19 protein-coding genes and 1 pseudogene are annotated in these 22,767 nt (G+C 36.1%); 10 read left to right on the plus strand and 10 right to left on the minus strand.

What is annotated here, in order from left to right; all coding sequences use genetic code 11:
• The 3 genes from Q5N69_RS13450 to Q5N69_RS13460 all read left to right on the plus strand — a co-directional run.
• The coding region (locus Q5N69_RS13450) for an efflux RND transporter periplasmic adaptor subunit (RefSeq protein WP_304369496.1) at nt 1-1,178 on the plus strand (1,178 nt) is incomplete at its 5' end.
• Between the two features lie 22 nt (nt 1,179-1,200).
• Entirely contained in the window at nt 1,201-4,395 is a 3,195-nt protein-coding gene (locus tag Q5N69_RS13455) for an efflux RND transporter permease subunit (RefSeq protein ID WP_304369497.1), read from the plus strand.
• Between the two features lie 90 nt (nt 4,396-4,485).
• The gene (locus Q5N69_RS13460) at nt 4,486-5,406 is read left to right on the plus strand and encodes a cation diffusion facilitator family transporter (protein ID WP_304369498.1); all 921 of its coding nucleotides are present in this window, start codon (nt 4,486-4,488) and stop codon (nt 5,404-5,406) included.
• A gap of 165 nt (nt 5,407-5,571) precedes the next feature.
• On the opposite strand, the gene Q5N69_RS13465 is transcribed toward Q5N69_RS13460, so the two are convergent.
• The 4 genes from Q5N69_RS13465 to Q5N69_RS13480 form a co-directional block, all read right to left on the minus strand.
• Nucleotides 5,572-5,787 (minus strand): GDCCVxC domain-containing (seleno)protein, encoded by a 216-nt coding sequence (locus Q5N69_RS13465; protein ID WP_304369499.1) that lies wholly within the window; start codon nt 5,785-5,787, stop codon nt 5,572-5,574.
• 304 nt (nt 5,788-6,091) lie between these two features.
• Nucleotides 6,092-6,787, minus strand: coding sequence for an SOS response-associated peptidase family protein (locus Q5N69_RS13470; protein ID WP_304369500.1), 696 nt, complete (start codon nt 6,785-6,787; stop codon nt 6,092-6,094).
• Nucleotides 6,788-6,820: 33 nt separating this feature from the next.
• Entirely contained in the window at nt 6,821-8,077 is a 1,257-nt protein-coding gene (locus Q5N69_RS13475) for a Y-family DNA polymerase (RefSeq protein ID WP_304369501.1), read from the minus strand.
• The gene (locus Q5N69_RS13480; protein WP_304369503.1) at nt 8,065-8,478 is read right to left on the minus strand and encodes a LexA family transcriptional regulator; all 414 of its coding nucleotides are present in this window, start codon (nt 8,476-8,478) and stop codon (nt 8,065-8,067) included. The genes Q5N69_RS13475 and Q5N69_RS13480 overlap by 13 nt, the downstream gene beginning before the upstream one ends.
• A gap of 275 nt (nt 8,479-8,753) precedes the next feature.
• Here Q5N69_RS13480 and Q5N69_RS13485 point away from each other — a divergent pair, with 275 nt between their 5' ends.
• Nucleotides 8,754-9,152 carry a hypothetical protein gene (locus Q5N69_RS13485; RefSeq protein WP_304369504.1) on the plus strand — a complete coding sequence of 133 codons (399 nt, stop codon included), beginning with the start codon at nt 8,754-8,756 and terminating at the stop codon, nt 9,150-9,152.
• 404 nt (nt 9,153-9,556) lie between these two features.
• Nucleotides 9,557-10,000, plus strand: coding sequence for a YgjP-like metallopeptidase domain-containing protein (locus Q5N69_RS13490; RefSeq protein WP_304369505.1), 444 nt, complete (start codon nt 9,557-9,559; stop codon nt 9,998-10,000).
• A gap of 213 nt (nt 10,001-10,213) precedes the next feature.
• Here Q5N69_RS13490 and Q5N69_RS13495 read toward each other — a convergent pair whose 3' ends face one another.
• The 4 genes from Q5N69_RS13495 to Q5N69_RS13510 form a co-directional block, all read right to left on the minus strand.
• The gene (locus Q5N69_RS13495; RefSeq protein ID WP_304369507.1) at nt 10,214-10,369 is read right to left on the minus strand and encodes a hypothetical protein; all 156 of its coding nucleotides are present in this window, start codon (nt 10,367-10,369) and stop codon (nt 10,214-10,216) included.
• 174 nt (nt 10,370-10,543) lie between these two features.
• A complete protein-coding gene (locus Q5N69_RS13500; protein ID WP_304369508.1) occupies nt 10,544-10,825 on the minus strand; it encodes a hypothetical protein in 282 nt (93 codons plus the stop codon).
• 69 nt (nt 10,826-10,894) lie between these two features.
• Complete coding sequence (locus tag Q5N69_RS13505) at nt 10,895-12,328, minus strand: DEAD/DEAH box helicase (protein WP_304369510.1); 1,434 nt, start codon at nt 12,326-12,328, stop codon at nt 10,895-10,897.
• A gap of 14 nt (nt 12,329-12,342) precedes the next feature.
• A complete protein-coding gene (locus Q5N69_RS13510) occupies nt 12,343-12,843 on the minus strand; it encodes a hypothetical protein (RefSeq protein ID WP_304369512.1) in 501 nt (166 codons plus the stop codon).
• A 101-nt stretch (nt 12,844-12,944) separates the two neighbouring features.
• On the opposite strand from Q5N69_RS13510, the gene Q5N69_RS13515 reads away from it, so the two are divergent.
• From Q5N69_RS13515 to Q5N69_RS13530, 4 genes are all read left to right on the plus strand, one after another.
• Nucleotides 12,945-13,181, plus strand: coding sequence for a helix-turn-helix domain-containing protein (locus Q5N69_RS13515; RefSeq protein WP_304369513.1), 237 nt, complete (start codon nt 12,945-12,947; stop codon nt 13,179-13,181).
• A gap of 92 nt (nt 13,182-13,273) precedes the next feature.
• Nucleotides 13,274-13,567, plus strand: a complete 294-nt coding sequence (locus tag Q5N69_RS13520) for a hypothetical protein (RefSeq protein ID WP_304369514.1) — start codon at nt 13,274-13,276, stop codon at nt 13,565-13,567.
• A 4-nt stretch (nt 13,568-13,571) separates the two neighbouring features.
• Nucleotides 13,572-19,859 (plus strand): hypothetical protein, encoded by a 6,288-nt coding sequence (locus Q5N69_RS13525; protein ID WP_304369515.1) that lies wholly within the window; start codon nt 13,572-13,574, stop codon nt 19,857-19,859.
• On the plus strand, nt 19,765-20,487 hold the full coding sequence (locus tag Q5N69_RS13530) for a hypothetical protein (protein ID WP_304369516.1): 723 nt from the start codon (nt 19,765-19,767) through the stop codon (nt 20,485-20,487). Before Q5N69_RS13525 ends, Q5N69_RS13530 begins: the two co-directional genes overlap by 95 nt.
• A gap of 58 nt (nt 20,488-20,545) precedes the next feature.
• Here Q5N69_RS13530 and Q5N69_RS13535 read toward each other — a convergent pair.
• A pseudogene (locus Q5N69_RS13535) lies at nt 20,546-20,944 on the minus strand (YgjP-like metallopeptidase domain-containing protein); the annotation flags it as partial.
• A 455-nt stretch (nt 20,945-21,399) separates the two neighbouring features.
• Here Q5N69_RS13535 and Q5N69_RS13540 point away from each other — a divergent pair.
• Nucleotides 21,400-21,858 (plus strand): RNA methyltransferase, encoded by a 459-nt coding sequence (locus tag Q5N69_RS13540; RefSeq protein WP_304369517.1) that lies wholly within the window; start codon nt 21,400-21,402, stop codon nt 21,856-21,858.
• A gap of 185 nt (nt 21,859-22,043) precedes the next feature.
• On the opposite strand, the gene Q5N69_RS13545 is transcribed toward Q5N69_RS13540, so the two are convergent.
• A complete protein-coding gene (locus Q5N69_RS13545; RefSeq protein ID WP_304369518.1) occupies nt 22,044-22,658 on the minus strand; it encodes a phospholipid-binding protein MlaC in 615 nt (204 codons plus the stop codon).
• Nucleotides 22,659-22,767 lie beyond the last annotated feature (109 nt).

Raw genomic sequence — 22,767 nt, forward strand, 5'->3', positions numbered from 1 at the left:
ATGAAGGTAAAAATGAACACGAAGAAGAAAAAGACGATGGGCATGGCCATGAAGGTAAAAATGAACACGAAGAAGAAAAAGACGATGGGCATGGACATGAAGGTAAAAATGAACACGAAGAAGAAAAAGACGATGGGCATGGCCATGAAGGTAAAAATGAACACGAAGAAGAAGGTTCGGGAGTTAAACTTTCAAAGGAACAATTAAATTTAGCTGAAATTAACATAACCGTACTAGAGTCTCAGGCGATGACTTACAGTATTTATGCTCAAGGAGAGATAAAAGCGAATGACTATACCAGTTATTTAGTCTCGCCAAGAGTAGATTCGGTGATACTAAAACGCCATGTTGCTTTAGGTGATCATGTTGAAATCAATCAACCGTTAGTCACCCTATTTAGTGAGTCAATGGCTGAAGCACAAGCCAGCTATAGGCTCGCTGATTCAGAATGGAAACGAGTGCAAAAACTTGGTCGAAAAGCGGTCGGTGATAAACGCTTTATAGAAGCTCAGACCGCTTTTGAGGCTGACTTAGGACGATTATATGCGTATGGCTTATCTGCTGACGCTATTACCTCTTTGGCTACCAACACTAAAAAACTTGGCCAATACACTCTAAACGCAGAGACTTCTGGCGCGGTATTATCTGATAATTTCCGTCAAGGACAACGCATAGAATCCGGCGGTACTTTATTTGATCTGGCTGATGAGGATACGTTATGGGTTGAAGCACGTTTAGCTCCATCAATGGAATTGGACTTACCTGAAAATTCAAAGGCGCAAGTAAATGTAGGTAACAATACATACACAGCTACGATCACTCAAAAAGCTCATACCATAGACCCAGTAACTCGCACACGTATTATACGTTTACAGGTTCAAAATGACGGTCATAAGCTTCATCCAGGCTTATTTGCGGATGTCTATTTTGCCTTTGAAACGGACAAAAAAGTTCTGACTGTGCCTGAAGAAGCATTAATGCGTGGTAGTGATGGTGATTGGATGGTGTTTGTTGAAGAAAATGGCGAATTTAAAGGTGTCGAAGTTGAATTGGGACGACAACTAGGAAAATCACGTGAAATTAAGGGATTACCAGCAGGCACCAAAGTCGTCACAACTGGCGCATTTTATGTCGCGGCAGAAATTGCCAAAGGCAGTTTCGATGCTCATAACCATTAATTGATAATTGGAGAACTAACACATGTTAAATCGTTTGATTGACTGGTCTGTCGCTAACCGATTATTGGTAATATTTGCCTTAGTTGCGTTAACGGCTATGGCCATTTTTACTATTCCACGTTTGAATTTGGATGCATTTCCAGATGTGACCAACGTGCAGGTGGCCATTAATACTGAAGCGCCAGGTTTGGCTTCAGAAGAAGTAGAACAACTTATTACCTTTCCAATAGAAGCCGTAATGTATGCATTACCTGATGTTGAAGAAGTACGTTCAATTTCTAAAACAGGTTTGTCTGGTATTACGGTCGTCTTCAAGGAAGGGACCGATATTTATTTTGCTCGTCAATTGGTTTTTGAGCGATTGCAATCAGCAAAAGAATTAATACCTGAAGGTGTTGGTATACCTGAGATTGGTCCAAACACCTCTGGTTTGGGGCAAGTATATCAATATTTGTTACTCGCTGATGAAGACTCTGGTTATGACAGTATGTCACTTCGAAGTCTAAACGATTGGGTGGTTAAATTATTATTAATGCCTGTAGACGGTGTTACTGATGTCTTAGCATTCGGCGGAAATGTTAAACAATACCAAGTAAATATCAACCCTTCTCGTTTACTTGCTTACCAATTGACCCAAGAAGATATCGCTAACGCATTAGAAGATAATAATGATAACGCGGGTGGCTGGTATATGGATAGAGGCCAAGAGCAACTTATTATTCGAGGTGTTGGTTGGTTAAGTAGTGATGAAAAAGGTATTGAAGAACTAAAGCAAATCCCTGTCAAAACAATTGAAGGTACTGTTGTTTATCTAGCTGATGTTGCAACTATTGAATTTGGAAGCGAAATTAGACAAGGCGCTGTCACAATGACTAAACGTGTCGGTACTAATGGTAGTAAATTCCTAGGTGAAGTTGTTTCCGGTATTGTTTTAAAACGTATGGGCGCAAATACTAAAGTTGCCATTGATGGCATAAAAGACAGAATCCCGCTCATTCAACAAGCCTTGCCAAAAGGTGTAACGTTTGAACCCATTTATGACCAAGCAGATTTAATTGAAAAAGCAGTTAGTACGGTAGTTCAAGCATTGACAATGGCTTTTATCTTTATTGTTATTGTATTGTTACTTTTCTTACTGAATGTACGCGCAGTTTTGCTGGTTCTGATTTCTATTCCACTTTCTGTTGGTATGGCCTTAATGATCATGGCCTACAATGGCTTGTCTGCGAATTTAATGTCTCTGGGTGGTTTAGCGGTTGCGATTGGAATGATGGTCGATGGTGCAGTGGTGATGATGGAAAATATTTTCAAACATCTCAGTCAGCCCGATCGTCGTCACGAACATAGTCATGAAGGAATGCATGACAGTGAGAACCCTTTTGATGTCGAAAAAGATATCGATGTTAGTTTGCGTATACAAATTGCCGCACGAGAAGTCGCTAAGCCTGTATTTTTTGCAGTAACAATTATTATGGTGGTTTTTGCCCCTTTGTTTAGCTTAGAAGGAGTCGAAGGCAAACTATTTCAGCCCATGGCTATTAGTATTATGATTGCTATGGTGGCGTCTTTAGTCGTATCACTCATTGTTGTACCTGCTCTAGCCAGTTACCTGTTTCAACGAGGTTTTAAAGCCCGAACCAGCCCTTTCGTTAGTGTGCTAGAAAAGCTTTACCGCAATAGTTTAACAAAAGCGATGAACGCCAAAAAAGTGGTTCTTATCGGGGCTGGAGCCTTACTTGTTGGTACGTTATTTCTAGTGCCAAATTTAGGCACTGAATTTGTACCTGAGCTTGAAGAAGGCACAATTAATTTACGTGTAACAATGGCTCCTTCTACCAGCTTAACTACAGCTCTGTTTGTAGCGCCTAAGTTGGAGAAAATACTACTGGAATTTCCTGAAGTTACTTATGCTACCAGTCGTATTGGTCGAGCAGAAATTGGTGGTGATCCTGAACCAGTCAGTAATATTGAAATTTATATTGGCCTCAAACCAACCGCTGAGTGGACGAGTGCAAAAACACGCCATGAACTACAAGGTTTAATGGAAATAAAACTTGAGAAATTCCCCGGTTTACTACTTAATTTTTCTCAACCTATCGCAACAAGAGTCGATGAATTGCTTTCAGGTGTGAAAGCCCAGTTAGCAATAAAACTGTTTGGCCCAGATCTCGACATCCTTGCTCAGCAAGGTCAGGCTATTGTTAATGCTATTCAAGGGGTTGATGGTGCAAGGGATGTTGCTATGGAGCCAATAGCAGGTGAATCTCAGTTAGTCGTTAGACCAAACCGTCGTCAATTGTCTCGATACGGCTTATCGGTTGGTGATGTAATGAGATTAGTGCGTAATGGTATTGGTGGTCAGGAAGTAGGACAAGTCATTAATGGTAATGAACGTTATGATATTTACCTGCGAATAGGCAAAGAGTTTAGAGATCGGCAACAAACTATTGCTGACTTACGACTCCAGGCTCCAACAGGTGCATGGGTGCGGTTAGGTGATGTGGCAGATATTGCCATTGAATCTGGCCCTCCTCAGGTACGCCGAGATGATGTCCAGCGACGCGTCGTTATTCAAGCCAACGTACAAGGACGAGACATGGGGAGTGTCGTTAAAGATATTAGAGCAGCAATTGCAAGTAAGGTTGATTTACCTCCCGGTTATTCTGTTGATATCGGTGGCCAATTTGAAAATCAACAAAGAGCACAGCAAAGACTTGCTATCGTTGTTCCACTTTCTATTGGTATTATTGCGTTGCTACTATATTTTGCTTTTACTAGTGTTGGTCAAGCTATGCTCATACTCGTCAATTTACCCTTAGCTATGATTGGTGGAGTTGTCGCCTTGTATATTTCTGGTCAATACTTATCTGTCCCAAGTTCAATTGGTTTTATTACCTTATTTGGTGTCGCTGTTCTCAATGGTGTGGTTATGGTTGAAGCGATTAATCTACGCATTGAAACAGGTATGGAAAGTATTGCCGAAGCCGTTTACGAAGGCGCTATATCAAGGCTTCGCCCTGTATTGATGACAGCGATTACCTCCGCTCTTGGTTTGATACCTATTATCATGTCAAATGGTGTAGGATCTGAGATACAACGACCATTAGCCACTGTAATTGTTGGTGGTTTGGTTACAGCAACGTTCCTTACTTTATTTGTCCTCCCCGTACTTTATGGTTGGTTTTCTAAAGGTCGGATTGAAGAAATGAGAAGGTAGTGCTGTTTGGCTAAAGCAAATATGACGGTTTGCTTTAACTCGATATCCCGTAGGTATTCGCTGCGGGATATAGATTTATAGGAGAAAAAAATGTCCGACAATTTACATCAACACTCAACTAGTCATGGGCACAGTCATATTCCTAAAGATATGTCTTCAAGTCGTATTGGCTGGGCATTTATATTAAATGTTAGTTTTACTATTATCGAGTTTATTGGCGGCTGGTTAACCAACAGTACCGCAATCATGGCGGATGCAGTTCACGATTTAGGAGATAGTTTATCCATCGGTCTCGCATGGGGATTAAATAAACTCAGCAAAAAAAACCATGATGAAACGTTTAGTTACGGCTACCACCGTTTTTCTTTACTTGGTGCGCTTATTAACGGCGTTGTCTTAATAGCGGGGTCAATTTATGTGTTAACCATTTCATTCCCTCGATTGTTATCGCCAGAGATGCCTGATGCTCAAGGCATGTTATGGTTAGCGATATTAGGGGTGATTGTTAATGGTTATGCTGCCTTCAAATTAAGTGACGGGAAAACACTAAACGAACGTGTACTTAATTGGCATTTATTGGAAGACGTCTTAGGTTGGGTAGCCGTATTAATTGTTGCTATCGTCCTAATGTTTATCGAACTGCCAATACTTGATCCGATACTTTCAATCGGATTTACCTTATTTATTCTTTTTAATGTATTAAAAAACCTCCGCACTGCAATACGTCTGTTTTTACAGGCAACACCAGAGCAAGCCATTCAAGAAAAAATAAAAATTGAATTATCAACATTGAATTTTATTGAAGATATTCATCATTTCCATTTGTGGTCTCTTGATGGCGAAAGGCATGTTCTTACTGCTCATTTAGTGTTAAATTATTACTGTGATCAACAAGAATATATGGCAATAAAGCATGAAATATCAACACGACTTATCCCTTTTCATCTTGAACATACAACACTGGAATTTGAGTTCGTAGACGAAATATGTAGAGACTCAAAAAACAATTAGAAATACTTTCAAAGATGAAAAAACATTTTAACTAAACCTGTTACAGGCTCGTTTTATTGAGAGACCTTATTTCTCTTACTAGTGCGGAAGACTTTAGAGTTACTAAAGCGGCATGCTGACGGATTTATTTTACGTAAGCTCAAATCTGTCGGATGACTATGACGGTTAGCTATTACAGCAATCTTGTCCTTCTTGAATTGGTGGGCATTTAACAGTTCCATAAGAACAGAAAACGCAGCAATCACCTTTTAAGGGTTTTAATAATACTTTGCATGATTCACATTCATAGAACCACTGACAGGCATTGGTTGGCATTTTTTCTGTTTTACTATGACCACACTCAGGACAAGTTATTGTTGAGTTAAATTTTACACTTTGCATATTCGCTCCTTTACAGGTTTTACAATATCTAATACTGACATTACAACCATTAAACTCTAAGGCACTTAGGGGGCGAAAGCGAGTTAGATTTAATATTTTGAATTTATTTAAAACTTACATGATTCAATGTCCGCTTTGGGGATTTGATATTTAATTCCGTGCAAAAATTTTCGGCACAATCTTAACTGTGAATGGATGTGAGTTTTTATATAAAAACGACAACTTTAGGATCCCTGATCTTCCGTTTTTAACTCAAAAGCTAACTTCCGCTTTTGGCTAGAAGCAGGCCTATTGATTATGTAACTTAACTATCTTTTGAGATTAATAAGTGATTATTTATAGAGTTGTACAAAGACGGCTTATCTACCTGCTGAGCAATAATACTTTGTGGAATATGTGGTGTGAGTAAGCCATCAAATTTTTCAACATTATGCTCTGTTGGGTTCAACCAATCATCTATCATATTTTCTGACTGAGGTAATATTAACGGCATCGCTTTGCTGTGAATGTTTGTTAGTTTGGGGTGTGGTGGCAAGGTAATAACAGAGCAAGAAAGTGTTGTTTGTCCTGTTTGTTGATGTTGCCATTCTCTGTACAATCCACCAAAAACTAACCCTCCATTTTCTGCAACCATGTCATGATAATGAACAGGTTGTTTATTCACAAATTGCGTTTCACCAAACCCTTTAGCCACAATAATACAGCGTGACTCTCTATAAGCGGTATAACCAGCAGAATGAGGGGTGTTTAACTTATCGTATCGTGTATTGAATGATGTATATTTTGATGGTTTAAAACCGTCATTGGTTTCGTCTAAGAGTAACCACCACATCGCATTTTCAATACGGCGTTGATTACCGACATTACGAACAATAGAGAGTGTATCGGCTGCACGTAGAAAGCGTTTATCGATGGGTTTATCGATTACTTTGTGTATTTTTAAGCTGGTATAAAGCTTTTTAACACCACTATCAAAAGTCGTATTGAATCGACCGCACATTATTCAAACCTTATATTAAGAATTATCAATAAACTAACATTGAATTTTAGGTATGTCATGCCAGTTGCTTGTATATTGGGGACTAAGGAAATGACGTTTCATTTGCCATACCTCAGATTTTCCTTCGGCTGCTAATGTTAATGCCCCTTGGCCGTAACGGTTGTTTATATTGTCTAAGCATCCCATCAATTCTGGATTAGAGTTATCTTCTAAAAATAAATCCGGTTGTTGATAATATCGGCTCTCTAATGCTATTGCGCCTACACCACATCGGTAAAAAGCCACACCTTCCCTAAATATAGCGTTAAGCACTTCACTTATCGCCTTAGCAATTATACAGCTATTATCGGTAGCGACAGGTAATGTATAAATCATCGCTTGTTTATAGTAATTATCATCATGTGGAGAGCTTGATGCAAACACCATCAGCTTTTTAATGAGTGATGCTTGTTGTCTTACTTTTTTAGCGACAATAGCGCCATGTGTAACAAGGGCTGAATGTAATGTTGCTTTGGTAAAAATACGTTGACCAAAACTACGTGTCGAGAATATTTCTTGTTTGGGGCTTTTGACCTCATCCCATGATAAACAACTCATACCATTTAATTCATTAACCGTACGCTCAGTAACCACACTAAACTGTTTCTTTATATTTTTTGAGGATTGTAGTGATAATTGGTAAGCCGTTTTAATACCTTGCTCTATGAGGCGTTTAGATATTTTATTACCTATTCCCCACACATCATTCACTTCCATTTTTTTTAATATCTCTAATCGACTTACTGTGTCATCAATAACAGCAACACCATTATAACCATCGAGCTTTTTGGCTGCATGATTAGCGGCTTTCGATAAGGTAGATGTTATTCCAAAGCCTACACCCACGGGTAATCGCGTTTCTTTCCAAATGGCTCTTCTTATTTCGTGACCATACTGGTGCCAGTCTTTGATGATGCCCTGATAACTATCAAAATGAAGGAATGCCTCATCAATAGAGTAAACGTAGCTATTATCACAATACCGTGCAATAACATTCATCATACGCTCACTCAAGTCAGCATAGAGTTCATAGTTAGATGAACGCACCACAACATTATGTTTTTGTAGAAAACCTTTTATCTTAAAATACGGGGTAAACTTCGGTATACCTAAACGTCTGGCGATAGGGCATACAGCACAAATACAGCCATCATTATTCGTTAATACAACAACAGGCCTGTTACGTATACTGGGGTCAAACACCTTTTCAGCACTTGCATAAAAAGAAACGGCATCAACTAAAGCATACATGAAATCAACTCAGGTGCTTGATGGTGAAGCCTTATTGACCGAGTAACAACGCCTTCTAATTGAAAGTCATCCTCAGGTTTAATTGAAACTGGTGCATGATTTTTAGAGGCGGATAACAACCTTGCTTGTTTCTTATCAATTAACTTACAGACAAAACAGCCATTAAAGTTAGCAACTACGACATCGCCATCTTTGGCGGTAAGTGACCTATCAACTATCAGTAAATCGCCAGGGAATATACCGATACCTTCCATTGATTGTCCTGTCGCTTGCCCAATAAAAGTCGCGTTTGGGTGACGTATAAGAAGTTCATCTAAAGATAAACCGAGTTCTTTATATTCAGCCGCTGGAGATTCAAAACCACTGATACCAGCCTCTGCAAATATTGGGATGATTTTCATAATAAATACCTGTAAATTTATACAGTATAGTTTTTTGTATTTGGTTTAGAAAGATAATTTTTGAAGATTTATTTACTCGGATATAAAACTAAATCAAATTAACCCCTTACCGACTTTACTCCTCATATGTACATGAAATTTAGATTGAGTTTAGGCATCTTATTCAATAAATATTTCCACGCTAACGTTATTTTTTTGGTAAGTTATTCAATATTGAAGTGGGCGTTATTACTGAGACGTCTACATAATATGCGGTTATATGCCTTAGGTTTAACATGGACGCAATTGAAAAGTTTAAAGTGCTGATCAGAAAAGAATTTCAATTCTTATGTGATGATTTTGAATTTAAGGAAGAAGTATTTAACACCTATAGTGAATATTCTATTAGTTATGCTAATTCAACGACTAGAGTTATTGTTGAAGGGGTTAATTGGGGAGCCAATGTGCGTGTTGCCCTTGGTAGTTTATCTTGTACCTTCGAAGATTATGATTTAGGCGATTTGGTTACAATTGATAGCCATGAAGCGTGGGATTCTTTTGTCAAACTTGATATGCCACAGAATGAACAACTACCATATTTACATAGCTTTTTAATTACTTGTGGTAAGGATATTTTATCTGGTAACTTTACTATTTTTCCTCAATTGAATGAAATCTGTAAAAAAAAGGGCTAATGATTTTGATGAGGATGAGTGGTTGTCAGACATATAGACGTTCAATCAGATTGATAACGTCCCCTTTAGATCGGAGGTGACATAAAATCATGAAAAACCACCGCCTACAATGAGTTTAAGTAAACTTTAACTACAACGACTGTGTGGCTTTGTATGGTAATGATTGGCAGTTCTGATGCAATTAGGTGGCATAACTTATGTAATTGCCCAGTGATACAGGTTAATTTAGTTTTATATATTGAAGACCATCTAACTGTCGAAATGTAAATAAGTAATGTACAATTTGGACGATAATTGCCTTGAAAACGCCTTAACTTGAACAGATGACATATTCAAAAACAAATCCAAATCAACTGAAGTATTTATCTTCATATCCACTAGATATACAAAGTAAAATCAGAACCATGGTTGAGAAGGATACGTTAGGAAGTTTTCTACTTAAAAAGTACCCTAAAACTCACGATATTAAGAATGATAAAATGCTTCGTGAATATGTTATGAATTTAAAAAATACACATTTACGAAAGTCTTCACCGTTGAGTAAAGTTATTTATGATAAAAAAATTCATGTTGTAAACAATGCTCTAGGGCTACATACCTTTATATCGAGAGTGCAAGGGAGTAAATTAAAAAGTAAAAATGAAATACGCATTAGTGATATATTCAAAACTGGTCCTGAAGAATTTCTAGAGATGATAGTCGTTCATGAATTAGCTCACATCCGTATAAAACCCCACGATAAAGCATTTTATCAATTGTGTGAACATATGTTACCTAATTACCACCAATTAGAATTTGAAATGCGTGTATATCTAACCCAACTAGAACTAAAAGGTGATATATACTAACCAAAACGCTATGTTGGGTATTTAGTTAGCCAGTTTAATATTGTAAATTAATTTAAGTGTGTACCTATTTTATAAGGTCACCATATATTTAGTATGATGGCTATTTTTTAAGTTTTATTTAAAGTATTTGTCTACAGAAAACCTCATGTAATTGTTTGACTTAAGCTTCTTGGTATTTCGTTTAGTTGCTGTCAGTATCGTTATTTAATCAATTCAATGCATGATACTTTCTTTCCACAACCCCTGTTTATCTTCAGGCAACTCTTCTTTAGTCATAAACACCCGTATTTTGATAGTTTCACCATCTTTTTTCGAACATTCACAAACCATAAGCCCTAAGGTATCCATTGATGCAGTATTCCAATTCATAAAACTGCCATAGGATTTTTTCTTTCGTGTTAATCGTTTGTCATCTGCACGTAGTTTTATCATTTGCAGAGTGAAATCAAAATTCATATTACAAGCTTTAGCAAGACGATAAATTCGAGTGTAATAAGCTTTATTTTTCCTGAGTTTTTTTTTCATCTTCGTTATTATCTCTTCTTATTCATGCTGGTTCGTTTTACTACTTTTATCGTCATCAATAAATTCATGCGGTTTTTCAGTAACCCTGAGCATATCACCACACATGTTGGCAAAACATTGTTGGCATAAATCGATGTCAATCTGCTTACAGTCACCATGAATCGAGTTATAACCACATTGATGACTTATTGATATGAACTCATGAAACTCATAGTCACCATCAGCGATTGCTTCTATGCCGCAGCCATCACAAACCATTGTTGTAATTTCCTGTGTAGTGACTGTTTTAAATGTTTTCATCATGATCCTTATAGGCTAGTTTTTGTTGTTGTCATCTGTTTTACTAAAACTGTTCAGCAGAAAATCTAATCACCTCAACTCACTCAACCCAAGCGCTATAGCTTCTTGCTTAAATTGCCCAAATATATTCACCACCTTGTCATAAGAAGCAGTCAAATAATGTTCATCGGCTATCTCTCTGACTTCATCAAACACATCAGAAGTAACAATATCTTCAAAACCGCCAAGCTCAATACCAATTTTCGGATCTAAACTTCTTGTTTTATCGAAGGTGATACTTCTTTTTTCATCTTTTTCAGAATCCTCGTCAACATCAGCCTTCATTTTCTCGAACTTAACCACGTCAGCTTCAAACGGTACATCTTGCTTAACGCGATAAGCATATTCCAACAATTTAGGCTCAGCAGGCATATACATAACCGCTTCTTGATTTATCGAATTAGTCATTCTTAGAATTCGACCTAAAATCTGCCTAAAGTGCATTTCTGTTTTGATGTTGGTGAGGTGACAACAAACCTGTAAACGAGGGATATTCGTTCCTTCGCTGATCATGCCTACAGAAATAATCCATTTAGTTTTTGCGTGTCTAAATTGTTGAATTAGATGGGTAGGCTCATTTTCTTTGTAAGTAACAACAACGGTATCTTCGTTAAAACACTTCTTCATTAATGCTGCAATCTGTTTTGCATGCTCAACTGAACAAGCGACGATGAGTCCTGCAGCGTCAGCGTTTTTCTGTCTAATCGTATCGAGTTTCTTTTGTGCGGAAGAAATTACATATTTGATGACTTTTTCATTTTCAATAATCTCTTGATACGGAATGATTGACTGCGAGAGTAATGCCTTAAAGCTATCAAACGTTTTAGTTTCCTCATCATCAACGACTGAAATATTATTATTATCAATCGCAATAATCTGAGGAACACGACAAACATCATCCTGAATAGCCTCAGAAAGCCCATATACGTAATCACACGATATTTTATTGCTAGGGTGTATATAAGTTGAAAGAACAATAGGAGCAGAGTCTGAGCGCCAAGGAGTTCCTGTTAACGCTAATGTATATTTAGCTCTATTTTGAATGTTTAGTATTATTTGTTCGCCCCATGCATTCGCGTTATCAACGTTAGAACCCGCACAGTGATGAATTTCATCAAAAATCACAAATATTTTATATCGAGTAAACAGCGCCCAAAAGTCATCATTAAGGTACTGTAAATTTTGATAAGTTAGCGAATGTCCTCTAGCCCCTAATAAACCATCAAATCGTTCTTGTGTTCTTAGTTGTAAGCTTTCACTAAAATCTTGAGAAACAATGGATGAAGGTGAAAAACAAATAATCAAATCAATCATATTGTTTTTGAGTAACTTATCGGCCAGTTCAGAAGCCATCAAAGTTTTACCGGCACCAGGCGTTGCTAAGGCTAAAAAATGGTTATGGTTATTCAAGTATCGATTAAACGCTAACGTAATACAGTTATTCTGCCATTGTCTTAATTTCATTTTCTCTCTAATCATCAGCTCTGTTCAAGTAAGCATTCAATGGCTTTTATTTTCCCTAATATCCTCGTATTGTTATCCCTAGCTTTGTTGTAATGCGGTTGTATATCGTTCCCTAATTCTGGAAACTCTGTATATAATTCTTTGTAAGCTTCAGACTCCCCTAAATTCAAAAGGAGCTCCGTTTTATAGTGATTTAACTTATCGACTAAAGGGCTTTTCTTATCCGTTAGTACTGTCTCTGAAGTGTTCGGCTTGCATATTTCTCGTAACACACTTACATCAAACTTTGTTGTTTTAATAAATCGAGTAAAACCTTTACCGCTAGGTTTTACCTTTGTTAACCATCCTTTTTTAACTAACTTTAATAGCTCAGCGTATATCTTTTTTCTAGCATCAACTGGCTTTAATGAAATATCGTTTTTTAAGGTTAAATAAGGTGACCGAACATCATTCGTTGTGAAGTGGTTAAAGTCAGTAGCGATAATAATTTGAGCTACAAAAGGGTCTAACTTCAAAGTAAATCCAGATCAATTTAAAATAATAATGGGTATTATAGGGCGTGGTTCTATAGCGCTCAACATGAAAATCTAATCATTTTGCCTTAAGGAAAATTTTGGTGAGTGATTTAGTTAAAGAGTTTGGTGAAAAGTTACGTTTAAAACGTAAAGAAGCTGGCTACTCCCAAGAGAGTTTTGCAGCCTATGTTGGTATCGAAAGAGGTAATTACGGGAAGATGGAAAGAGGTAATGTGAATATTAAATTAGAAACATTATATAAACTTATTAATGCGCTAAATTGTGAGTTTGAAGATATACTACCAACAAGATTAAAGTATAAAATTAATTTGGATTAACTACAGGTTAATAGGTTTTTATGAAACCTGACAGTCGCAATGCCAACAAAGTTGCCGTTGAAGTAATACCTAAATTGAAAAGGACATAAATAATGGAACAAGTATTAAATTGGGTGAATCAAAACCAAACATTGGCAATTATAGTTGCGGTTATAGGTTTAATTATTTTTACCTTCAGCTTAAGAAGCACTACAACAAAGATATTCGCATCAAATAGAGGAGTTAGTATAGGTGGTAATTCAAACGGGCCAATAATGACTGGAGATATCAACGCTAAACGTTCTGGAATTTTAAGTGTTTTGGCTAACATTGCTACCATCTTGGGGCTTATAGTCGGTGCAGCAACTCTATATATTACTTACTTAGCTTTCATTGAAGTGGGGTAACACTTTGTTTTCTTGTGTTTTTAGTAAAATCAAAGTTATTGCAAAAAATAGGGGCGTAGCTATTGGTGGGCATAACAATGCACCGGTTATAACTGGTGACATTAATGATTCAGAAATTAACATAGATCAAAAATCATTTGCTCAAGCTACATTCTTAGCGCAAGCCAGTGCTTTTGATAGTTGTAACAATAAAATTCCATTACTTTGGGCAACCCTCCAATGCTTAGAATTACTATCACCAGATAAAGAACTTAGAGAAAAATTAAAGCTTAAATTTGTTCAAGATAAAGTTAGCTTGAGCGTCGTCGTATTAAATGAAGAAGCTAAAAATATTCGCTTACTCTACTCCAAAACTACTAGTGGAGAAATCGATAAGAAAGATCTAAAAACTATTATTTCAAATATTTATAAAGATATTAAGCCAGGGTTTACTGTTCAAATAATTTGCAATAAGGTGATTTCAAAACCAGTTAAAGAGTTTTATGAAAAGGCAATAACAGACGAATTTAATACAAAGTACTTTAATAAAGAAAAAGATTCTTTTACCAGTTTTAATGTCGATATATTGAATATTATATTCACTAATTCGACCTTAGATGTGTTAAAAAATAATAGTAATGCGACGTCTTATATATCTCCTGAGAATATAGAGCATGTAAGTGAACTAACTAAGGCGTTTGCTATAAAGTTGCTATCACAAATGCCCTCAACGGACTTTTCCATAATAAAGCGACATGATTTAGAAGTAAGGTTTGGCGCAGAGCACTACAGTGAAATATTCCCATCACCTCCAAAATTTGAAGCTTCTATACCGAGCAACCTCAGAAATCAGCAAGAGTCTATTTTAAAATCAATTTTTAGAGATAATAAAAACTCGATAATTCATGCTCGTGGAGGGGTTGGTAAAACGGTAATGGTTAGATTGGCTGATACGATAATACCTTCTCACTCGTGTTCTATTGTCTACGATTGCTTCGGAGATGGACTATATCGTTCGATGCTTAACCCAAGACACTCTTTTGATAAAGTATTAGTTCAAATTATTAATGAGTTAGCAATTAATGGCTTGTGTGATTCGTTGATAGCCATGAAGAAGGACAAGGGACAATTAATGCAGGAGTTTATATCTTGCATAGAAAATTCAGTGAAATGTTTAAAAAAAGGAAATAAGCAGGCACACTTATATATTTTCATTGATGCCGCTGATAATGCAGTCATGGCCGCTAAAGAAAAAGCTGAGAATTCAATAGTCACACAATTGCTAAATGATTTAATGATCGATGGCTGTACTGTTATTGCATTATGTAGAACAGAACGAATAGAACTGTTAGCACCGAGAAGCGATATTTCTCAATTTGAACTTAGAGCATTTTCTGAAGAAGAGTCATACGCTCATCTAAACCTTTTTTATTCGGATGTTACGGAAGAGCATGGCAAAGAATTCCACCGGCTATCAGGAGGTAATCCGCGTGTTCAAGCTTACGCTATAGAAGAGTTTCCAGAATCATTGATTGAGATGCTAAAAAATTTAGGGCCTACCCTAACTACTGTAGACGCTCAGATTGAGGTTCAACTAAATAATGCAATTGCAAGATTAAAAAATAAAAATACCACCACAGAAGGCTTAAAAATCGATCTGATTTGCACAGCTTTAGCTAGTTTACCTCCATTTATTCCTATAGACGTTATATCAAAACTTTCCAATCTTTCTGAAGACGAAATTGCAAGTTTCATCAGTGATTTTGGTCGTGGTTTAATGCTAATTGACAAGTGTATTCAATTTAGAGACGAACCAACAGAAACATGGTTTAGAAAACAGTTTGCTTCTACAGCTGAGCAAGCTAAAGAGTTTGTAAAAAATATACAGGAAATAGCAAATTCAAACAGCTATGTATCTGAATGTTTACCCTATCTAATGTTGGCAGGGGGAAATCACGAGGACTTAATAGAACTAGCGCTCTCAGAAGAATTTTTGCCTAAAGGAAATCCGGTTGACGCTAGAAGCATCAGTACATCACGACTGAATGCTGCATTGAAATCAGCCATACAACTGGAAGATTACTTTTCATTTATTAAGTTAGCATTGAGAACTGGAGAAGAGTTCGCTGGTGACCAAAGACAAATTGAATTATTAAATCAAAATGTAACATTGATTGGTATAGTTCAATCGCCTACCGAAGTTCAAAAATTGGCGTTTCAAGGGCGATTATCTGGTGGCTGGAAGGGTTCTGAAAATCTTTACAAATCTGCACTGCTATCATTGCATGGTGAATTTAAAGGCGAAGCACTAAGTTATCTAAGAGCAGCAGAAAACTGGCTAAGCACTTATTTTAAATCAACAGCAAAAGACAAAAGAAAAAGGCATGAAGAAAAGCTTTCTGCTGAAGATGTTGCTTTGCTTTTTACTGTCTACTTAAACCTACTCGGCCCTGAAAAAGCTGTTAATCGAATAATACGCTTTTCCCCTTCAGAAGCTGTTCAAAACGCTATAGCTACCTTTACGAATAACTTACTCGATACTTCTAGGTTTGAAGATTTAAAACAGCTTGCCTTCTACTCTAAAGAACATAGCTATGTATGCATTAACTTTATAAATTCGCTATTTTTAGTACAACAATCTGTAGATGAAGAAATTTCTCAGAGCTGTTTAATAAACATTGAGAATCCAACAAGTGAACGAAATGAAAAAGCTAATATCAGTATTTCAACTCTAGATTTACTAATATTTATCGAATATTGTTTCGCTGCTGGCTACGATAACGCTAGATTAAAAAACTTACTGATTCGACAAGTAAAATTAGAGCCAAAAGCTTGGTATGCCAACCCGACCACATATCATAATGATGATCTATTAGAGTTCGTTGGAATAGCAGCTCTCTTAGAAGAGTTGACAGGTAAATCGCTTCCCGAAAATCAAATTTTCCCTAATGAGTTTTTAGCCGATGACTTAAGCTACAAGCAAAAAGAAGAAAAAGAAAAATATAAGAAAACATTGTCTGCCATGCTGCCAGCACAACGCTTCCTAATACGCTCTAGAACTAACCGTATAGAAAACTTCGAATTAGAGTATAAAGATGTATTTGATGAAATTGGAAAGTACCTACCTCAAGCATATGAGCGCAAGAATTTTACTTCTGATTTTGTAAATGGTCGAAAACAAAGAAGTTTATTTTGGGCCGGTAATATAGAAAAGCCACTACAATCACAATTGTTCAAAAACATTATTGACGATGTATCTTATAGTTGCTTGCTCAACGGCCTGTATTATAGTTGTAGAGTAAAAAGTCTTAATTACCTATCTGAGTTTTACGAAACGGCATTAATCAACACCTCGAATAACAAAAATGATAGTCCTGAAAGTATTTCAGAATCCTATATAGATATTGCCAATGCAATTTGTTTATTAGCACCCAAACAATCCGCAAAGTATTTCAACAAGGCTATAGAAGCAGCTTCTAAATTTGGTAATGAAGCCTTACATAGACACTTCGCGATTTTGAGTTTGGCTGAGAAAAGTGCTGAAAGTAACTGTTCTCCTGAATTGACATACAGGTTTGCTCGAAGTACAGAAACCTTTTATGAGTATATGTCTGACCATTTCCCGCTAGAACGTACAGTGAGAGCTATCCATGATATGGATGCATCATCATCATTTGCAATAATGGCTAGATGGCTAGACAGAGAAGTCACCTATTGGGGACCCTTTGAAGATACAGTACTAGAGCAATCCATATCAGCTAATACACTGAGCTGCCGAGAAGCATGGGCCGCTCAGGGATTAATTGATAACAAGAGTTATGCAGAATTTTTTAGCCGATGCCTTAAAAAATCTGAAAACCCAGAACTACGAGAAGTTATTTTTAATGATGCTGTTCAGCAAGCTTTAATTAAAGGGTTATCAAAATCAGCACTATCACTCATAAAAAATACTGGTGCTAAATTTGCTCTATCCTCTTCGGCTCTTGATGACGCTATTATACATTTTAATGAACATAAACATGATCTAGAGCCTACTCATAGTCCTCATGTCACTGATAAGACGTACAAGCCAGTGGATTGGGATTCAGTATTCAATTCGAATAGCAGCTTTATTAGTTCAGAAACTATTGAAGAATCAATAACAAGTTTTAAAGCCCTAAAAGACAAGAGTTTTGATGAATGTTTCTGGAGTCAACTATATGATAGAGCTCCTATAATTTCAGCAGCAGACGTTCTTGATGCAATATTAAAATGCAAATTTTCGTCCAGCTTCGAACTATTACATGCTTTAGAAAATACACCGAAAGAGTGGTTTGAACGAGAGGGAGTAAAAGAATTATGGATAAAAGGCTTTGATCTTTACGTACAATTAAATGCAAGTACAGTCTCAAATCCCTGGTGGCCTGAACATTGGACTTCACGATTTAAACTAAAAGCAGATTTTTCAAAACTAAGGCTTCCAGGTGTAATAAAAGCATTAGAAAATAAAAGCGACTTTGATGATGCTGAATTTATTTTCTCTGTTATTACAGTATTATCACAAAAACTGACCCCTTCCGAAGCCAAAGAAGCTCTAAATTACGCTTTAGACAGAGTAGAACTACATGTCGATGAAAGTGATGCTGATGGATATTGGTCGAAATGGCTTGTTCCCCCTGAAAATAATACCGAAGCTTATGCCTCATTTATTTGGTCAGTACTAGCTAACCCCACATCAAAAAATCGTTGGGAGGGTGTCCACATAGTCTATCGTCTAGTAGAACTTAACTGCAATGAAGTCATTGACTCAATGATTGCTATGTTTCAGCGAGATGACATTGGTGCCTTTGGTTCAACAAGTTTTCCATTTTATAAGTTTCACGCCCAATTATATTTTATGATTGCTCTATACAGAGGAGTTCAATCAAATGCACTGCCTTTGTTAAAACATAGCGCCTTCTTTCAAGACCAAGCTCTAAATTCTGATCACATTTTATTAGAGCACTATTCAGTTAAAGTTGCCCGAAAGCTATTACAAGAAAAAAATAGCACTTATTCAGCTGAGGACATAGAAAAACTAGACACAGTGGGACTTAGCCAATTCAATAAGAATACTCCTAAAGAAACTAATAAATTTGAAATCGCTAATATAGTGCCTCTTGATAAAGGACTGCCCGAACTATCATTTTTTCTAGATTTTCAAGAGTATTGGCTTAAACCATTAGCAAACGTGTTTAATGTTTCAGTTGAAGAATTAAAACGGACAGCGATAAGCATAGTAATTAATGAATGGGGAGTTACTTTAGACGAAAGGTTTATTAAAGATCCACGACCTCATGGCCATAAAGAAACACATGCAAGGCACAGCTCTATACCATCGACTCAGCCATATGATTTTTACTTGGGATATCACGTTATTTTCACAATGGCATCAAGGTTACTCAAAAAACTTCCTATAGTTGAAGGTAAGTATGACTGGGAAGATGATCTTTGGGTTGACTGGCTTTCTAACCACCTATTATCGATGAATAATGGCTATCTTTTGGCTGACCTGAGAGATCCAGCACCTTTAGTAAGAAGAGAATGGCTAAGCAAAAAAACTACAGACTCATGGAGATGGGAAATTGAATATAGTGATTTTCTCGAAGGGTTACTATTAAGTAAAGGTGGCAGAACATTTATCTGTGTTACAGGTTCTTGGTCTGACAATAATGGTAGCGGCAACAACGAAACTTACAGTATTTCCAGCGCACTAGTATCCGTTAACAACTCAGCCTCTTTGTTAAAAGCTCTAGTTTCATGCAAAAATCCTCACGATTACAAATTACCTTCCTATAACGAAGAACAGTTCGAATTAGATGACTCTAGTTTTAAAATGAAAGGTTGGTTGAATGAACCTGATGAATATAAAAAACTGGATGAAATAGATCCTTACGCTGGGGAGTTAAAGTTTCCAATGCGAAGAATCAGCAAAGAATACGAAGAATTACTCAATTTGAATTATTGCTTACTTACCAGAAAATACATGGATGATAAGGGGAGTTCTCAGGGTTTCTCTGAAACATGGACTGATACACGCAATAATGACCGTTATAGTGAAAGTACAATTCGCGACGGTGATCGGCTATATCTATCTTTAGATACGTTGAAGCATTTATGCGCTCAAACTAAATTATCGCTCATTTTCGAAGTATCAATTAAACGCCAAAACTCAACTCACGATAGGGATGTACCAGACGATGTCAAATACCCGGGACCATATTGCAACTTGTATACTCTCTCAAAAGATGGAGTCATCAGAGATTACCAATCAAGAAATTATCAACTTAGGTAAAGCTATCATCACTGAGCTAGGTATGGAGATTGATTGTAATACTCCAGCCCGTTGGTTAGTACATTATATTGCTGAAAATATTCACAAGTCAGAAAACTGCCAAGGTGAAGAAAAGGAGGTAGCTGAAAGAAAGTGTGTAGATGCAATTTTTAAACTTTGGCATCATCGCTCTGAGCTTCCTAGAGGTATTAATCCGTTCACCGAGTTCGACTCTGTTTTTCGAGGTCTGTCTAGATTAGATAACTCAGCTCAAAAACCATACTTCAATGAATTTTCACAATTTGATCATCAGATAGATCCTGAAGAAACAGCTGAAAGCAAACAATGGATTGATATAGCCATCTCTATCGATAAAGTAGCAAAAGAGCTAGTTTCAGAAAGTTTTAACTCAGCTGCTTCCTCAGCTATTACAGAGAAGTCTAAGAAGATACTAAAGCTAGCGCCTGAAGATTCGGGTGAAGATATTAGGGTAATGCTCAGCTTTATTTCTGATGAAGAAGCTAATTCAAAAGAAAATAAAATAAAAGCGATTGAATCAAAAATAGAAAAAGTTAAAGCCCTCAAATCTATTTGCAATTTATTTATAGATAAATTTAGTGATGATTTATCACAACTTGATAATAAATGACCTACTATCCCTACAAATAAGTTGACAACATTTAGCTAATAATCGGTTGTTAGGAATAGTTGTGATCTTTTTCTTTTAAGTGAGCTAACTCGTGTACCACTATCATATTCAAAAAAGGCTCTGGAGCCACTTTGAACATACTGCCCACACGTAGCTCATTTTTACTTTTTAGTTTGCTACCTTGAACTCTAGACACATAAGTGTGTAACCCAAGCGCATTATTAATCACATGAATTTTGTCATCGTACTTAATTTGGCTTAGTGGATTAGATTTTTTTAGATATTGATTTTTAATATCCATTGTATATTCGCGCAAAGCTTTATCATTATAAATACTGTGTGGAGTAGGGTACTTATTGATAAGAAATGTTTTAAGTGTATCTGCATCAAGCATTGTTTGAATTTTATCAGTGATCTCGGTTGAGTACGCAGATAAGTATTTTAAAGATGAACTCATAGTAAATAATATAGAGGCTAAAAAAGGTAAACTGTGGTTATTATACCCATTACCATTCAAAGTGCATGACATCAGTGGGAATTAAAATTTATTTAGGCAAGGGATTGAATTAACACAATGGTTATTTAATCATTTCATTTAATAACGCAGCACAAATGAGCTTAAACTCATCAGAAAAGTGTTTAAGCAATAACACTTCGTCGTTGCTTTGATTTATAAGGTAATAACCATTATTTAACCACAGCGCTTTGAACTGAAATTGATCAATCACTCTGAAGCTCTAACTTAAATGGTAATGAGTATATATATTTTATCTGTAAAACAACTTAATAAACTTAGCTCTAAATTGTAGATTGCCTAAGTGTTATCAAATCGAGAAATAGGTATAATCTCGTCATTATAAAGTTGCTAGCGCCTTTCGTTAGTATGAATTATTAAGAAATGAGTTGTATAAAATGAGTAAAAAGGGATATGCATGTATTGGGTTATTTAATCCTAAATCACCAGAGAATGTAGGTTCAGTTATGCGAGCATCGGGTTGTTATGGTGTGCATTCTGTATATTACACAGGTAAAAGATATGATTTAGCTAAAGCCTTTTATACAGATAAAAACAAAGTACATTTAGAAATCCCTTTAATTGGTGTTGAAGATTTAAAAAATACAGTGCCATTAGATTGTGTTCCTGTTGCGGTAGAGTTAGTTGATGATGCTAAATCTTTAGTTACTTATAAACATCCACCTAGAGCCTTTTATATTTTTGGCCCTGAAGACGGTACCTTAAAAAAACATATAACCGACTTTTGTAGAGAAACCATTTATGTGCCAACTAATGGGTGTATGAATTTAGCGGCTACAGTGAATGTTATTTTATACGACAGAATGGCAAAAGGTGAAGATTTCTCAAATCATTAATATACAAAAATAATAATTTATTTGAGAGGTTTATTTTATCTCTGTTTTAAGAAATATAAATTTCATGCAAAAAAAATCCCCATTAAAAAACTTTAATGGGGAACAAGAATTACAGCGAACATGAATTCTTAACAAGGGATTTTTTAATAAACTTTCATTACCTAATTGCTTACTTAGCTCATCAACTATTTAGTAATAGAAGCTAATTCTAACGTTACCGTTTCAATACCTTCTTTAGCTATACGATTACTTAACTCAGCTTGCTTGCTAGAAAGAAGCGAAATACCTTCAACCACCATATCAAACGCTTTCCATTCAAGCGTATTTTTGTTTTTACGTAACTTAAAGTTGATGTCAATTGTTGGACGTTGACCATCAATAATTTGTGTAGTTACTGAAACAATGTTTTTGCCATTAGTGCTTTTTTCAGGTTCAAAAATAACCTTTTGATCTTTGTATTGAGTTAATGCATTAGCGTAAGTACGTATTAAGTATTGGCGCATAGAAAGAACGAAATTTTCTCTTTGTTCTTTAGTACTTGTTTGTAAGTTTTTACCTAAAATCTTATACGCAGCATATCTGTAATCAATGTATGGCATTAACTCTTCATCAACAATATTTCTCATTAAATCAGGAAATTTCTCAATTTCTTGCTGATTATTAGCAATACGTTCGAACAAGTTATGGCCAACAGTTTCAATAACTTTATAAGGAGAAACTTCTACTACTTCTACTGAATAAGCAGAAACACTCATAAATAGCGCTGTGATAAAAGAGAAAAGAGAAAAAATGTTCTTCATGTGTGTACCTTAAAAATTCAGTAATAATTCAATGTGTGAATACTAGCATACCGACCGCTCGGTTTGCTAGTAGTTACACGTAATAAAATGTAATTTATATATAGTAAAT

This window comes from Pseudocolwellia sp. AS88, assembly GCF_030551755.1.
Taxonomy (GTDB): domain Bacteria; phylum Pseudomonadota; class Gammaproteobacteria; order Enterobacterales; family Alteromonadaceae; genus Pseudocolwellia.

Coding starts and splice junctions, on each gene's coding strand:
- Q5N69_RS13455 (WP_304369497.1), top strand. CDS start 1,201: ATGTTAAATCGTTTGATTGACTGGTCTGTCGCTAACCGATTATTGGTA.
- Q5N69_RS13460 (WP_304369498.1), top strand. CDS start 4,486: ATGTCCGACAATTTACATCAACACTCAACTAGTCATGGGCACAGTCAT.
- Q5N69_RS13465 (WP_304369499.1), bottom strand. CDS start 5,787: ATGCAAAGTGTAAAATTTAACTCAACAATAACTTGTCCTGAGTGTGGT.
- Q5N69_RS13470 (WP_304369500.1), bottom strand. CDS start 6,787: ATGTGCGGTCGATTCAATACGACTTTTGATAGTGGTGTTAAAAAGCTT.
- Q5N69_RS13475 (WP_304369501.1), bottom strand. CDS start 8,077: ATGTATGCTTTAGTTGATGCCGTTTCTTTTTATGCAAGTGCTGAAAAG.
- Q5N69_RS13480 (WP_304369503.1), bottom strand. CDS start 8,478: ATGAAAATCATCCCAATATTTGCAGAGGCTGGTATCAGTGGTTTTGAA.
- Q5N69_RS13485 (WP_304369504.1), top strand. CDS start 8,754: ATGGACGCAATTGAAAAGTTTAAAGTGCTGATCAGAAAAGAATTTCAA.
- Q5N69_RS13490 (WP_304369505.1), top strand. CDS start 9,557: ATGGTTGAGAAGGATACGTTAGGAAGTTTTCTACTTAAAAAGTACCCT.
- Q5N69_RS13495 (WP_304369507.1), bottom strand. CDS start 10,369: ATGAATTGGAATACTGCATCAATGGATACCTTAGGGCTTATGGTTTGT.
- Q5N69_RS13500 (WP_304369508.1), bottom strand. CDS start 10,825: ATGAAAACATTTAAAACAGTCACTACACAGGAAATTACAACAATGGTT.
- Q5N69_RS13505 (WP_304369510.1), bottom strand. CDS start 12,328: ATGAAATTAAGACAATGGCAGAATAACTGTATTACGTTAGCGTTTAAT.
- Q5N69_RS13520 (WP_304369514.1), top strand. CDS start 13,274: ATGGAACAAGTATTAAATTGGGTGAATCAAAACCAAACATTGGCAATT.
- Q5N69_RS13530 (WP_304369516.1), top strand. CDS start 19,765: ATGTCAAATACCCGGGACCATATTGCAACTTGTATACTCTCTCAAAAG.
- Q5N69_RS13540 (WP_304369517.1), top strand. CDS start 21,400: ATGAGTAAAAAGGGATATGCATGTATTGGGTTATTTAATCCTAAATCA.
- Q5N69_RS13545 (WP_304369518.1), bottom strand. CDS start 22,658: ATGAAGAACATTTTTTCTCTTTTCTCTTTTATCACAGCGCTATTTATG.